Genomic DNA, 14,140 nt, shown 5'->3' with positions numbered 1-14,140 from the left:
GCGGATCGCCCGTGGAAAGCGAGCAAATTCTATTCATCCACACTGCTTTTCAGAACACCGCTCACTTCATTTTAAGAGACATAACCTAATGTCTCTTTTTTAGATTAAAAGCTTACTAGCTTTTTTTGTATTACCCGTTTAAACCGTTTTGTTTTTGACCATAATAGGGCTAGAAAAGGTTCAAACTAACGGTGAGGAGCGGGGAGAATATGAAAAAATCATTGATAGCTATTATTTATATATTTTTGTTATTAATAGGTGCGATTGCGAATTTGTCATTGGAAGAGACAGCCCAGTCATCTAGTCAAGATCCAGCTGTTATTCCTGATGAAGCGATTCGTTTTCGTATTTTAGCAAATAGCAATAATAAAAGTGATCAAAATATAAAGCGCAAAATTAGAGATGAAGTGAATCGGGAAATGACAAACTGGGTCAAAAATTTGACGTCAGTTGAGAAAGCAAGAAAGGTGATTCGTTCAAAATTACCCGAAATTAAACAAATCGCAAGAAATGTAATAAAGCGTGAGAATCGTAAGCAATCTGTTGCAGTCAGTTTTGATAAAGTTTCTTTTCCGACCAAGCTTTACGGCAATATGGTATATCCAGCTGGAGAATATGAAGCGGTGTTAATTACATTAGGAAAGGGAGAGGGAGCCAACTGGTGGTGTGTTCTCTTTCCGCCGCTCTGTTTTCTTGACTTTTCCAATGGAGAAGCTGTTAAAGCACCTGAAGAGGATGAAGAGAAGCAACGAGAAGAAAAAAAGACTGAGACTGAAGAAGCAAAAGGAGAAGAAACCGAGGTTAAGTTTTTCCTTGTTGAATGGGTGTCAGGATTGTTTTCTTGATATAGTTAGTAGAAGGTTATTTTGTCGCTTCATGATGTGATATAATTTTCCAAAACGGTATAAAAATTCTTTTCAGGAGGGTACCGTCATGATTTTCGCGGCAGATGTGTAAAGAACCTATCAATTGTTGACTACTTTTTAAAAAGAAGTTCCTGCTAATCATATTTCTATCAAATCAAAAGGTATATTTTACTGTCGCCCTCATAGAATGAATAGAGAAGCGAAAAAACGGGGTGAAAAGATGTTCTACCAATTGAGGTTAGCGGAAAAAAGAGATAAGGATGCGATTCAATCGTTCTTAACAGAGGCGGGGACAAGCCATAAAGGAATTAACGAAGATAAGAATCACTTTATTCTCATGGAAGATTGCCAGAAAAAAATCGTCGCTTGCCTCGGAATGGAGAAAATTGAAAATGAAAAGGGACTTTTACGGTCATTGGTCGTTTCTGATCAGTTAAATCAAGGTCATGTCGTTTCACTATTCCAAAGTATGCAAGTGTTTTGTGAAAAAAGGGAGATTCATACGTTATATTTAGTCACTAACAAACAAACATCTGTCAATTTATTAGAAGTGCTAGGTTTCAAGCAAACTGAAAATAAACCGAATGAACTGAATCAATCACAGCATGCTTCAGTGTCACTTGAAGCAAATGAAGCCGTTTTAATGATGAAAAAGTTAACATGATGTTTTACTTATACACAGGAATATCCACAATTTTAACAGCGTTGTCCACAAAATGTGGATAACGCTTGTTTTCTTTTCTTTCATCTTTTATACTTTCAACAGGATTTACATAAAAAATGAAGGTTTTTAGTGTTTTGTTAAGGGAGATTTGATGTAAATGGATACAATCACATGGACTGTGGATGTAACAACTGACTTGTCCACAAACTGTCCACAACTGACAGAAGCAGCTCAAATGCTTCAGAATAATGAAGTCGTATCTTTTCCAACGGAGACCGTTTATGGATTGGGAGCTAATGCCAAGAATACGGATGCTGTTACTAAAATCTATCAAGCGAAAGGTCGGCCAAGTGACAATCCTCTAATTGTTCATATCGCAGATGTTGAGCAATTAAAAGAGTTTGCTGATATGTCTTCAGCGCAGGTTGGCATCTTAATAGAACATTTTTGGCCAGGACCTTTGACACTTGTTTTGCCTTGTAAACCAGGTGTGTTATCCACAAGAGTAACAGCTGGATTGGACACCGTGGCCGTGAGGATGCCGGCTCATCCAGTTGCGCTTGAGTTAATAAAACGGGCTGCCATTCCAGTAGCGGCTCCAAGTGCCAATTTATCTGGTAAACCGAGCCCGACAAGAGCCGAACATGTTGTTCATGATTTGAACGGTCGGATTGCTGGTATTGTTGATGGCGGTCCTACTGGTGTAGGAATTGAATCAACTGTTATCTCCTGTACAGGAGATGTACCTGTCATCTTAAGACCTGGCGGCGTCACAACAGAACAACTTGAAGATGTAATCGGTCAGGTCAGAATCGATAAAGGAATCGCAAATGAGCATGTGGCGCCATTGTCACCGGGAATGAAATATACTCACTATGCACCAGAAGCCCCGCTTGCCATTGTGAAAGGAAACCGTGAAAATATTCAGCGGTTGATTGAGCAATATCAGAAAGATGGCAGGAAGGTGGGTATTTTGACTACTGAAGAGTATGCTGATGCCTACAAAGCGGATGCTGTTTGGGCATGCGGCAGGCGAGATCATTTAGAAACTGTTGCAGCTGGATTATATAACAGTCTTCGTAGTTTAGATGAAAAAAAACTCGATTTTATTTTTGCTGAGTCTTATCCAGAAGTAGGTGTCGGGCACGCAGTCATGAACAGATTGTTAAAAGCGGCTGGACATCGGATTATTGAAGTGTAAGCTAAGAGAGAGTTCTATCACCTTTTGGACACGCATAGGCTAGAAAAGCAGGCGTGTCCAAGGGGGAATTTCATGAATGTTGATGTAGTATTAGGTGAAATCCTGACGCTAAGTATTATGGCCTTTGCACTTGGCATGGATGCTTTTTCAGTGGGACTTGGCATTGGAATGACAAAGTTGACAAGGAAACAATATGGTCAAATAAGTGTGCTTATTGGACTGTTTCATGTCATCATGCCTCTTGGCGGAATGGTGGCAGGACAGTTTCTCTCTGATACGCTTGGAGTCATTGCGACATATATGAGCAGTGCCCTACTTTTAGTGCTCGGTATTCAAATGATTTCTGCATCTTTCAATAAAAATGGGGAACGGGTCATTTCTCCGACCTGTTTCAACCTGTTGATTTTTGCTGTTGGTGTAAGTCTTGACAGCTTTTCGGTCGGTCTTAGTCTAGGGCTTTATGGCACAAAACCGATTTTAACAATTAGTTTGTTTGGTTTGATTAGTATGCTTTTGACATGGGCAGGTCTTTTACTTGGGAAAAAAGTTCAATCATGGCTTGGGGCTTATAGTCAAGCTTTAGGCGGAACCATTTTACTTAGTTTTGGGCTTAAATTGTTACTCACTGTTTGAATCTAAAAAAGGGTCGGTCCTTTTTTTTTATCTAAATTTATTTTTTTTCGATAAAATCCATTATAATAATAGAAAGGAGTGAGCGACATTGAATATCTTATTTGTCTGTACAGGAAACACATGTCGAAGCCCAATGGCTGAGGCACTTTTTCGATCTGTTGCCTCGCAAAAAAATCTAAATACAGCTGCGAAATCTGCTGGTTTGTTTGCTCCTGACCATGGGAAAGCTTCTGTGTATGCGATTGAGGCTCTTTTTGAAAAAAGTATTGCTCTGAATCATTCAACATCAAAACTTTCTCACGAGAAGCTCGAATGGGCTGATCTCGTTTTAACGATGACAGAGCAGCATAAACGTTTAGCCATACAACAATTTTCGGAGTATCAAGAAAAGGTCTGTACGTTAAAAGAGTATGCAAATGGTGAAACTGGGGATGTTGTCGACCCATTTGGCGGTTCTCTTAGCGACTATCAAAAAACAAGGGATGAACTTGAACGCTTGATCAATATGTTAGCTGAAAAGCTCTCCGAACAATGACTGTTTGCGAAACAAATAGCAGTGGGTAAAATAAGATTTAACTGTATTAGCACCATATCAATCACAATGTTGTAACTCTGATGAAATCAAAACTGGGGAGGTACCAATCTATGAAAGTAATCATTGCTTCAGATCACGGTGGAATGAATATTAGAAAAGACATTATTTCTTTAATGAATGAATTAAACATCGAATATGAAGATTTAGGTTGTGAATGCGGCTCAGAGTCTGTGGATTACCCAGATTATGCATTTCCGGTTGCTCAGAAAGTGGCGAATGGTGAAGCGGACAGAGGAATTTTAATATGCGGCACTGGGATCGGCATGAGTATTTCCGCTAATAAAGTGAAAGGGATTCGCTGTGCCCTTGTTCATGATGTATTTAGTGCCAAAATGACAAGAGAGCATAATGACACAAATATCTTGGCAATGGGTGAAAGAGTGATTGGTCCAGGTCTTGCAAGAGAAATTGCTAAGGTATGGCTGACAACTGAATTTTTAGCAGGACGTCATGCCATCCGAATTGGGAAAATTGCTGATTATGAGGAAAAGCAATAAGGTGTCAGTGAACATGAAAAAACTCGAACAGACATGGCGGATCATATTGGATGAGTTTACTCAGGAAGCTGGATTGCAGGCAGGTCAGATTGTTGTCATCGGTTGCAGCACGAGTGAGGTAGCGGGAAGGCATATCGGTACTTCCGGAAGCGAAGACATTGCTGAAATGATTTATAAAGGACTTGAGATACTTCAGAAGCAAACAGGTGTAGTCTTTGCTTTTCAGTGTTGTGAACATTTAAACAGAGCTCTAGTTGTCGAAAAAGAGACGGCTCTAGCCAACCGTCTTCCAGAGGTCTTTGCCGTTCCAGTAGCGAAAGCTGGCGGTTCAATGGCTTCATTTGCTTTTAAGCAAATGAAGGATCCTGTGCTTGTAGAAGAAATAAGAGCTGACGCAGGGGTCGATATAGGAGATACATTTATTGGGATGCACTTAAAATCGGTTGCTGTTCCCGTACGTCCAACTGAAAAGCAGCTTGGTGAAGCCCATGTCACACTTGCTCGGACAAGACCTAAACTTATTGGCGGGGTTCGCACGGTGTATCAAAAGGAGTAGCTAACAATAACAAAGCGAACTATACGTTTTGTTTCAGTTTTTAATATTCGGATTTAACGAAATTAAAAACGATTTTTTAAAATATTCTCTTACATTTGCATGAAAAAACTTGTACAATGAGATGGTAAGTTTAACGAAATGGAAACGGATAGGAGAGGATCTCGCTGATGAAATACTTACGTGTGCAAGATGAACAAATATTTAGTGCCATTCAAAATGAGCGGAAACGTCAACAGTCGAAGATTGAGCTAATTGCCTCTGAAAACTTTGTAAGTGAAGCGGTAATGGAAGCTCAAGGCTCCGTGTTAACAAATAAATATGCAGAAGGATATCCTGGTAAGCGTTACTACGGAGGTTGTGAATATGTAGATGTCGCTGAAGACATCGCACGAGATCGAGCTAAACAAATTTTCGGCGCAGACCATGTAAACGTTCAGCCGCATTCAGGGGCACAAGCTAACATGGCTGTATACTTCACGATTTTGGAACACGGAGATACAGTGTTGGGAATGAATCTTGCCCATGGCGGACATTTAACACACGGCAGCCCTGTAAACTTCAGCGGTGTTCAATATAACTTTGTTGAATATGGGGTTGATAAAGAGACCCAATATATTGATTATGAAGATGTCCGTGAAAAAGCGCTGCAACATCAGCCTAAACTGATCGTAGTTGGAGCAAGTGCATATCCCCGTACAATCGATTTTAAAAAGTTCCGTGAAATCGCAGATGAAATCGGAGCATATGTGATGGTTGATATGGCGCATATCGCTGGACTTGTGGCTGCTGGTCTTCACCCGAATCCGGTTCCTTATGCTGACTTTGTGACAACAACAACCCATAAAACACTGCGCGGTCCACGTGGCGGAATGATTCTTTGCCGTGAAGAATTCGCTAAGAAAATTGATAAATCAATCTTCCCGGGAATTCAAGGCGGTCCATTAATGCATGTCATTGCAGCGAAAGCCGTTTCCTTCGGTGAAGCTTTAAAAGATGATTTCAAAACATATGCCCAAAACGTTATCGACAATGCAAAACGGTTGGCTGAAACATTGAAAAAAGAAGGTATTCAACTCGTATCAGGCGGAACAGATAACCATCTTGTGTTGATTGACTTGCGCTCACTTGGAATTACAGGAAAAGTGGCTGAACATGTACTTGATGAAGTCGGCATTACTGTCAATAAAAATGCGATCCCTTATGATCCGGAAAAACCATTTGTAACAAGCGGAATTCGTGTCGGTACAGCAGCGGTAACAAGCCGCGGCTTTGATCTTGAAGCAATGGAAGAAACAGGAGCGATTATCGCACTTGCTCTTCAGAACACTGAAAACGAAACGAAGCTTGAAGAAGCAAGAAAACGTGTTACAGCACTCACAGATCAATTTCCTTTATATACTGAATTAGATTATTAATTACATTCTGCCGTTCCCTTCTAAGGGAGCGGCTTTTTGTCATTGAATAGATGTTGAAACCTGCTGCCTTTTTATGTAGAATCAATAGAAGTGTGAAAAAAATGACTGCTGGTTTCGTGCAAACAACAAAAAGGAGCTGAAAATTGATATGGGAAAGGTATATGTGTTTGACCATCCTCTTATCCAGCATAAACTTACATATATTCGCGATGTGAGAACTGGTACGAAGGAATTCAGGGAACTTATAGATGAGGTTGCAACATTAATGGCTTTTGAAATTACCCGTGATCTCCCGCTGAAAGAAGTCGATGTTGAAACACCGGTCCAAAAAGCTAAATCAAGTGTTATTGCCGGGAAAAAACTTGGGGTTGTTCCAATATTAAGAGCAGGTCTTGGTATGGTAGATGGAATTTTAAAGCTAATCCCTGCGGCAAAAGTTGGTCATGTCGGACTTTATCGCGATCCTGAAACATTGAAACCTGTTGAATATTATGTCAAATTACCGACAGATGTAGAAGAACGTGATTTTATTGTTGTCGATCCAATGCTTGCGACAGGTGGTTCTGCTGTCGAAGCGCTCAACAGTTTGAAAAAGCGCGGTGCAAAAAATATTCGTTTCATGTGCTTGATTGCGGCACCTGAAGGTGTAGAAGAAGTTAAAAAATATCATCCTGATGTCGATATATATATTGCAGCATTAGATGAAAAATTGAATGAAAAAGGTTATATCGTTCCAGGTTTAGGAGATGCTGGAGACAGAATGTTCGGAACGAAATAACAAAGAAAATCCTAAAAAAGGGTTTTCTTTTTTTCAAGTTTATCCCATAATTAACATGTGTCCTAACTAGGTCATATTCATGAATTTTTTGTGGAGGGATAACAAGATTGTGAAAACTTTTTTAATTCTAAACAGATTGACACCTTGGGGGGGCTATTGTATGCTAAAATAGGCTATTATGATTAGGGATGCAAAGCGGATATCATAATGACCAGTCCTCTGTTAAAATCCTTTTGGAAACCCCATGTTAACAGGCGACAGACGGATCTCACCCCGCATTTGCAAGAAGATGAGTGTGACGTAATCGGAACACTTTTTTCTGTGGAATGGTCGGCCGCCTCTTATCCACATCCTGGCAAAATAGATTTTGAAATTATACCATCAGGAGCGTATGTGATGACCGATGTAAGCCTTTCATTTCGTAGGCAACAAAAATATGTGATGTATGTTTTGGCAGCCTATGTGTTAGGTTATGGAATTTTGCCATATCAGGCGCTTTTTTTAGGTTTGATCATCGGAACTGCTTTTAGTTATTTTAATCTTTGGCTGCTAATGAGAAGAATGCAAGCCTTTGATAAAGCAGTTGCAAAAGGCAAAATGATTCGCTCACTCGGAACTGCTTCAAGGTTTTGCAATGCCATAATAGCTGTGGCCATTGCGTTTAAATACAATGAAGATGTTCATATGGCAGGTGTCATTGTGGGGTTAATGACAATTTATCCTGTTATTATGATAGATTCCATTATTCAGTTAAAACGTTCGTCAATGGAAGAGAGGTGAAAACCTTTGAATCACGGATCTAAAACAGTAGATTATTTTGGTCTAACTTTTGATTTAGCAAGCGTTTTAATGATTACTGTGACATGTGTTATCGTCTTTCTTATAGCTGTACTCACAACAAGAACATTAGCAATCCGTCCAACAAAAGCACAGAATTTTATGGAGTGGATTGTTGATTTTGTGCGCAATATTATTGACAGTGCAATGGATCTTAAAATCGGTAAAGACTTTCTTACGCTTGGCGTAACACTGCTGATGTATATATTCGTTGCGAATATGCTCGGCTTACCTTTTTCCATTACAGTAGACCATAATCTATGGTGGAAATCGCCGACAGCTGATCCAGCGGTTACATTAACGCTAGCAGTAATGGTTGTTTCATTGACTCACTATTACGGAATAAAAAGAAAAGGATTATCTGAGTACACCAAAGATTTTCTCAAACCAATTCCATATTTGATACCACTTAAAATTATTGAAGAGTTTGCAAACACCTTAACATTGGGATTGCGTCTTTATGGTAATATATTCGCTGGTGAAATTCTGCTGGGTCTGCTTGCCGGTCTTGCAACGAATTTCTATTCTCAGAGCGTCTTTTTAGGACTAGTTGGAACAGTAGGTGCTGTCATTCCAATGATGGTATGGCAAGCGTTTAGTTTGTTTGTGGGTACCATCCAAGCGTTTATTTTTACAATGTTAACGATGGTTTATATGTCCCACAAAGTAAGTCATGATCATTAAAAAAATTGACATATCCCAAAAGGATAACATTTCAAAGGAGGAACTTTCTCATGAGTTTAATAGCAGCTGCAATTGCAATTGGATTAGGTGCACTTGGTGCAGGTATTGGTAACGGATTAATTGTCTCTCGTACGGTGGAAGGAATCGCTCGTCAGCCAGAAGCTGGTAAAGAATTAAGAACTCTTATGTTCATCGGGGTTGCATTAGTTGAGGCCCTTCCAATCATCGCGGTTGTTATCGCATTCCTAGCATTCTTCAAATAAAAATGAATATGTACTTGGTAAATGGCGAAGATCACAAATGAGGCCTTCGCCATTGCTTTATGGTTGATTGTACTATAACATTTCGGCCCGTCAGAATTCCTCTTGAATTGAGGGATTCTTCACAAGGCCTTTTAGAGATAATCTGCACGAAGGGAGTTGCCGTATACGATGTCTTATATACCACAGGTTATGGGAGCAGGGATTTCCTTTAACGGAGGTACGATGCTATTCCAGCTTGTCGCCATGTTAATTTTATTAGCGCTCTTAAAGAAATACGCTTTAGGACCGTTATTAAATATAATGAAGGAACGTGAGGACCATATCAATGGTGAAATCACGTCTGCTGAGACAAAGCATCAAGAAGCGAAAAAGCTCATTGAAGAGCAGCAAGCTCTTTTGAAAGAAGCGCGTGAAGAATCTCATGCTCTAATAGAAAGTGCGAAAAAACTGGGTGAACAGCAAAAGGATGATATCATTCAAGCTGCGCGCCAGGAAGCAGAACGCCTGAAAGAATCTGCAAGAAACGAAATCGTTAAAGAAAAAGAACAGGCGGTAAACGCATTGCGTGAGCAAGTAGCATCACTGTCTGTTATGGTCGCGTCTAAAGTGATTGAAAAAGAACTGGATGATCAAGCTCAAGAAAAATTAATTCAAGATTATCTTAAAGAAGTGGGAGAAAGCCGATGAGCCAATCTGCTGTCTCCAAACGTTATGCAGCCGCTCTTTTTGAAATTGCGCTTGAGTCCAAGCTTGTCAATCAAATAGAAGAAGAGCTGATTGTGATTAAACAATTGTTTTCTGATCATAAAGAATTAGGTATCGTGCTTGGTCACCCTAAAGTGTCAGCTGATCGAAAAAAGAAAATCTTGAAAGATTCTCTTGAGACCGTATCAACTGCGGTTCTGCATACACTTTATCTACTGATTGACAGAAGCAGAACGACTATCGTTCCAGATCTTGTAGATGAATATATTAAAAAAGCAAACCTTTATCGTAAAACAGAAGATGCGATTGTCTACTCTGTAAAGCCGCTTAGTGAAGCGGAGATTACGTCTTTTTCGCAAGTGTTTGCTAAAAAAGTCGGAGCCACTTCATTACGCGTCAGAAATGAAGTGAAACCAGATCTTATCGGCGGAGTGAAAATCCGCATTGGAAATCGCATATTTGACGGCAGTGTAAGCGGAAAGCTTGCTCGGATCGAACGTCAATTAGCTGGTCAAAATCGAAAGAAGGGGTGAAACCTAAGTGAGCATCAAAGCTGAAGAAATTAGCACGCTTATTAAACAGCAAATTGAAAATTATCAGTCTGAAATAGAAGTTCACGATGTTGGTACAGTTATTCAGGTCGGTGACGGTATCGCACGCGTACACGGTCTTGACAACTGTATGTCTGGTGAGCTGGTTGAATTTTCTAACGGTGTCCTGGGCTTAGCTCAGAACCTTGAAGAATCAAATGTAGGTATCGTTATCTTAGGTCCATACAAAGAAATCCGTGAAGGTGATGAAGTCAAAAGAACCGGCCGGATTATGGAAGTTCCTGTCGGTGAAGAACTGCTAGGACGCGTTGTCGATCCACTCGGCCAACCTGTTGATGGACTTGGACCGATTTTAACAAGCAAAACTCGCCCAATTGAAAGCCCTGCACCTGGGGTTATGGATCGTAAATCCGTCCATGAACCACTTCAAACAGGGATTAAACCAATCGATGCTTTAATTCCGATCGGTCGCGGTCAACGTGAGCTGGTCATTGGAGACCGTCAAACAGGTAAAACATCAATTGCGATTGATACGATCTTGAACCAAAAAGATCAGGATATGATTTGTATTTATGTAGCAATCGGACAAAAAGAATCAACTGTCCGAGGCGTTGTTGAAACATTGCGTAAAAGGGGAGCACTTGATTATACCATTGTTGTGACAGCTTCCGCATCACAACCTGCTCCACTTCTATACCTTGCACCATATGCAGGAGTTGCAATGGGAGAAGAATTCATGTACAACGGCAAGCATGTTTTAGTTGTTTATGATGACTTATCTAAACAGGCAACGGCATATCGTGAATTGTCTTTGCTTCTTCGTCGTCCACCAGGTCGTGAGGCATTCCCTGGGGATGTATTCTATCTTCACTCCCGCCTGCTTGAACGCGCGGCTAAGTTGAGTGATGCTAAAGGTGGAGGTTCTTTAACAGCACTTCCATTCGTTGAAACACAAGCCGGTGATATCTCTGCTTATATTCCGACAAACGTGATTTCAATTACAGATGGACAAATTTTCTTGCAATCAGATTTGTTCTTCTCAGGTGTACGTCCAGCTGTCAACCCTGGTTTGTCAGTATCGCGTGTTGGTGGATCTGCGCAAATCAAAGCGATGAAAAAAGTGTCCGGTACACTGCGTCTTGATTTGGCATCTTACCGTGAGCTTGAATCGTTTGCTCAGTTTGGTTCAGACTTGGATAAAGCGACACAAGCCAAGTTGAATCGTGGAGCACGTACAGTTGAAGTTCTTAAGCAAGATTTGCATGAGCCGCTACCTGTTGAAAAACAAGTTGCCATTCTTTATGCATTAACAAGAGGATTCCTTGATGATGTACCTGTTGAGGACATTAAACGCTTTGAAGCGGAAATGTATATGTATCTTGACCAAAACCATAAAGACATGCTCAACTCAATCGCACAAACAGGAAATCTTCCTGAAGATGAGGAAATCTCTGGTGCAATCAAAGGATTTAAACGCACCTTTGCACCAAGCAAGTAAACCAATACAAGTGAGAAAAAGAGTTTCTTTTTCTCTCTTTTCACTTAGATTCGATGAATTTGAAAACAAAAAGGTGGTGAAACCTTTTGGCCTCTTTACGGGATATTAAGTCCAGAATCACTTCAAATAAAAAAACGAGTCAAATTACAAAAGCTCAGCAGATGGTTTCTGCTTCAAAGTTAAACCAAGCTGAAGTGAAAGCTAAATCATTTGTTCCTTATATGGAAAAAATGCAGGAAGTTGTTGCAGATATCGCCCTTGGATATACTGGAACACATCCAATGATGTCGAGCCGTCCTGTCAAAAGAACCGGGTACTTGGTGATCACTTCTGATCGAGGTTTGGCAGGTGCATTTAATGCAAACGTGCTTCGTAAAGTGTATCAAAAAATTCAAGAACGTCATCAGTCAAAAGACGAGTATTCTGTCATTGCGATTGGTAAGGTCGGACGTGATTTCTTTAAAAAACGAGGAATTACCGTTATTTCTGAAATAACAGGAGTACGGGATGAAGTGACATTCCCGGAAATTAGGGATGTGGCAAACAGTACAGTTCAAATGTTTATCGATGAAACGTTTGATGAGCTATACCTGTTCTATAACCACTATGTCAGTGCCATTTCTCAAGAAGTAACAGAGAAAAAGTTATTGCCGTTAACCGACATTGCAGCTAACACGAAAAAGACTTCATATGAATTTGAGCCTGATGAAGAAGAAATTTTGGAAGTGCTGCTTCCTCAATATGCAGAAAGCTTGATTTTTGGTGCAATTCTTGACAGTAAAGCAAGTGAGCATGCTGCAAGAATGACTGCGATGAAAAATGCCACGGATAATGCGAAAGAGATTATTGGTAATCTTGAGCTATCATATAACCGTGCTCGTCAGGCATCGATCACACAAGAAATTACAGAAATTGTCGGCGGCGCAGCTGCCTTAGAATAGAATTTTTGTCAGGAGGGATAGAGATGAAAAAAGGACGCGTAAGCCAAGTAATGGGACCGGTCGTTGACATTCGTTTCGAAGACGGTCACTTACCTGAGATTTATAATGCGATTAAAATTTCACATAAAGCGCAAAACGAAAATGAAGTAGACATCGAACTGACGCTTGAAGTTGCGCTCCATCTAGGTGACGATACAGTTCGTACAATTTCCATGGCTTCTACTGATGGTGTTACACGCGGAATGGAAGCTATTGATATGGGAGAACCGATCTCTGTACCTGTTGGAAACGTGACACTTGGACGCGTATTCAACGTACTTGGAGAGAACATTGATTTGGATGAGCCACTACCTGCGGATACAGCTAAAGATCCGATTCATAGACTGGCTCCGACATTTGATCAACTTTCAACAGAAGTAGAGATCTTAGAGACGGGAATTAAAGTTGTTGACTTGCTTGCTCCATATATTAAAGGCGGAAAAATTGGTCTTTTTGGTGGAGCAGGAGTAGGAAAAACAGTATTAATTCAGGAGCTTATTAATAACATCGCTCAAGAACACGGCGGTATTTCTGTTTTTGCGGGTGTTGGAGAACGTACTCGTGAAGGAAATGACCTTTACCATGAAATGAAAGACTCCGGTGTTATCGGAAAAACGGCGATGGTTTTCGGTCAGATGAACGAGCCGCCAGGTGCACGTATGCGTGTTGCCTTGACTGGTTTGACAATGGCTGAGCATTTCCGTGATAAAGAAGGTCAGGACGTTTTATTCTTTATCGATAATATCTTCCGCTTTACTCAAGCGGGATCTGAAGTATCTGCGCTTCTTGGCCGCATGCCTTCAGCGGTTGGTTATCAACCAACACTTGCGACTGAAATGGGTCAGCTTCAAGAACGGATCACATCAACAAACGTCGGTTCTGTAACATCGATTCAGGCTATTTATGTCCCTGCCGATGACTATACTGACCCAGCGCCAGCAACAACATTTGCTCACTTGGATGCGACAACAAACCTTGATCGTAAGTTGTCTGAAATGGGAATTTATCCTGCGGTTGACCCGTTGGCATCTACTTCCCGTGCGCTTGCTCCAGAGGTTGTTGGAGAAGAGCATTATACAGTTGCTCGTCAAGTACAGCAAATCTTGCAACGCTATAAAGAACTACAGGATATTATTGCGATTCTCGGTATGGATGAGCTTTCTGATGAAGATAAGCTTGTCGTAAGCCGCGCACGTCGTATTCAATTCTTCCTGTCACAAAACTTCCACGTAGCTGAACAGTTTACAGGACAGCCAGGTTCTTATGTTCCTGTTAAAGAAACTGTAAAAGGCTTTAAAGAGATTCTTGACGGTAAGCATGACAATCTTCCTGAGGATGCTTTCCGCTTAGTCGGCCGAATTGAAGAGGCTGTCGAAAAAGCAAAAGGAATGGGTGTAGAAGTTTAATCTGGACCTAG

17 protein-coding genes are annotated in these 14,140 nt (G+C 40.6%); all 17 read left to right on the top strand.

Going from position 1 to position 14,140, the window contains the following annotated elements; translation table 11 throughout:
- The first annotated feature begins 209 nt into the window (after nt 1-209).
- The 17 genes from spoIIR to atpD all read left to right on the top strand — a co-directional run bounded on the left by spoIIR (nt 210) and on the right by atpD (nt 14,129).
- Nucleotides 210-845 (top strand): stage II sporulation protein R, encoded by a 636-nt coding sequence (gene spoIIR, locus HOO54_RS20035; RefSeq protein WP_172298390.1) that lies wholly within the window; start codon nt 210-212, stop codon nt 843-845.
- Nucleotides 846-1,086: 241 nt separating this feature from the next.
- A complete protein-coding gene (locus tag HOO54_RS20030; protein ID WP_172298388.1) occupies nt 1,087-1,530 on the top strand; it encodes a GNAT family N-acetyltransferase in 444 nt (147 codons plus the stop codon).
- Between the two features lie 157 nt (nt 1,531-1,687).
- Nucleotides 1,688-2,731, top strand: coding sequence for an L-threonylcarbamoyladenylate synthase (locus HOO54_RS20025; protein WP_172298386.1), 1,044 nt, complete (start codon nt 1,688-1,690; stop codon nt 2,729-2,731).
- Between the two features lie 72 nt (nt 2,732-2,803).
- A complete protein-coding gene (locus tag HOO54_RS20020; RefSeq protein ID WP_172298384.1) occupies nt 2,804-3,364 on the top strand; it encodes a manganese efflux pump MntP in 561 nt (186 codons plus the stop codon).
- A gap of 88 nt (nt 3,365-3,452) precedes the next feature.
- Nucleotides 3,453-3,899 (top strand): low molecular weight protein arginine phosphatase, encoded by a 447-nt coding sequence (locus HOO54_RS20015; protein ID WP_172298382.1) that lies wholly within the window; start codon nt 3,453-3,455, stop codon nt 3,897-3,899.
- Between the two features lie 110 nt (nt 3,900-4,009).
- A complete protein-coding gene (gene rpiB / locus HOO54_RS20010; RefSeq protein ID WP_172298380.1) occupies nt 4,010-4,456 on the top strand; it encodes a ribose 5-phosphate isomerase B in 447 nt (148 codons plus the stop codon).
- A 13-nt stretch (nt 4,457-4,469) separates the two neighbouring features.
- Complete coding sequence (locus HOO54_RS20005; protein ID WP_172298378.1) at nt 4,470-5,012, top strand: TIGR01440 family protein; 543 nt, start codon at nt 4,470-4,472, stop codon at nt 5,010-5,012.
- A gap of 167 nt (nt 5,013-5,179) precedes the next feature.
- Nucleotides 5,180-6,427 (top strand): serine hydroxymethyltransferase, encoded by a 1,248-nt coding sequence (glyA, locus tag HOO54_RS20000; RefSeq protein ID WP_172298376.1) that lies wholly within the window; start codon nt 5,180-5,182, stop codon nt 6,425-6,427.
- A gap of 148 nt (nt 6,428-6,575) precedes the next feature.
- Nucleotides 6,576-7,205, top strand: a complete 630-nt coding sequence (gene upp / locus HOO54_RS19995; RefSeq protein ID WP_172298374.1) for a uracil phosphoribosyltransferase — start codon at nt 6,576-6,578, stop codon at nt 7,203-7,205.
- A 396-nt stretch (nt 7,206-7,601) separates the two neighbouring features.
- Nucleotides 7,602-7,985, top strand: a complete 384-nt coding sequence (locus HOO54_RS19990; RefSeq protein ID WP_172298372.1) for an ATP synthase subunit I — start codon at nt 7,602-7,604, stop codon at nt 7,983-7,985.
- 6 nt (nt 7,986-7,991) lie between these two features.
- Nucleotides 7,992-8,726, top strand: a complete 735-nt coding sequence (atpB, locus tag HOO54_RS19985; protein WP_172298370.1) for a F0F1 ATP synthase subunit A — start codon at nt 7,992-7,994, stop codon at nt 8,724-8,726.
- A 50-nt stretch (nt 8,727-8,776) separates the two neighbouring features.
- Complete coding sequence (gene atpE / locus HOO54_RS19980; protein ID WP_172298368.1) at nt 8,777-8,989, top strand: F0F1 ATP synthase subunit C; 213 nt, start codon at nt 8,777-8,779, stop codon at nt 8,987-8,989.
- A 168-nt stretch (nt 8,990-9,157) separates the two neighbouring features.
- Nucleotides 9,158-9,676, top strand: coding sequence for a F0F1 ATP synthase subunit B (gene atpF / locus HOO54_RS19975; protein ID WP_172298366.1), 519 nt, complete (start codon nt 9,158-9,160; stop codon nt 9,674-9,676).
- Nucleotides 9,673-10,227 carry a F0F1 ATP synthase subunit delta gene (locus HOO54_RS19970; protein ID WP_172298364.1) on the top strand — a complete coding sequence of 185 codons (555 nt, stop codon included), beginning with the start codon at nt 9,673-9,675 and terminating at the stop codon, nt 10,225-10,227. Before atpF ends, HOO54_RS19970 begins: the two co-directional genes overlap by 4 nt.
- 7 nt (nt 10,228-10,234) lie before the next feature.
- Nucleotides 10,235-11,743, top strand: a complete 1,509-nt coding sequence (gene atpA, locus HOO54_RS19965) for a F0F1 ATP synthase subunit alpha (protein WP_172298362.1) — start codon at nt 10,235-10,237, stop codon at nt 11,741-11,743.
- Between the two features lie 86 nt (nt 11,744-11,829).
- Nucleotides 11,830-12,684 carry an ATP synthase F1 subunit gamma gene (gene atpG, locus HOO54_RS19960; protein ID WP_172298360.1) on the top strand — a complete coding sequence of 285 codons (855 nt, stop codon included), beginning with the start codon at nt 11,830-11,832 and terminating at the stop codon, nt 12,682-12,684.
- A gap of 23 nt (nt 12,685-12,707) precedes the next feature.
- Nucleotides 12,708-14,129: a F0F1 ATP synthase subunit beta gene (gene atpD, locus HOO54_RS19955; RefSeq protein ID WP_172298358.1), complete on the top strand. Its 1,422-nt coding sequence runs from the start codon at nt 12,708-12,710 to the stop codon at nt 14,127-14,129.
- Nucleotides 14,130-14,140 lie beyond the last annotated feature (11 nt).

The organism is Bacillus sp. WMMC1349, from assembly GCF_013155385.1.
Lineage (GTDB): Bacteria > Bacillota > Bacilli > Bacillales > Bacillaceae > Bacillus.
This window is presented reverse-complemented; position numbering and strand designations above follow the sequence as displayed.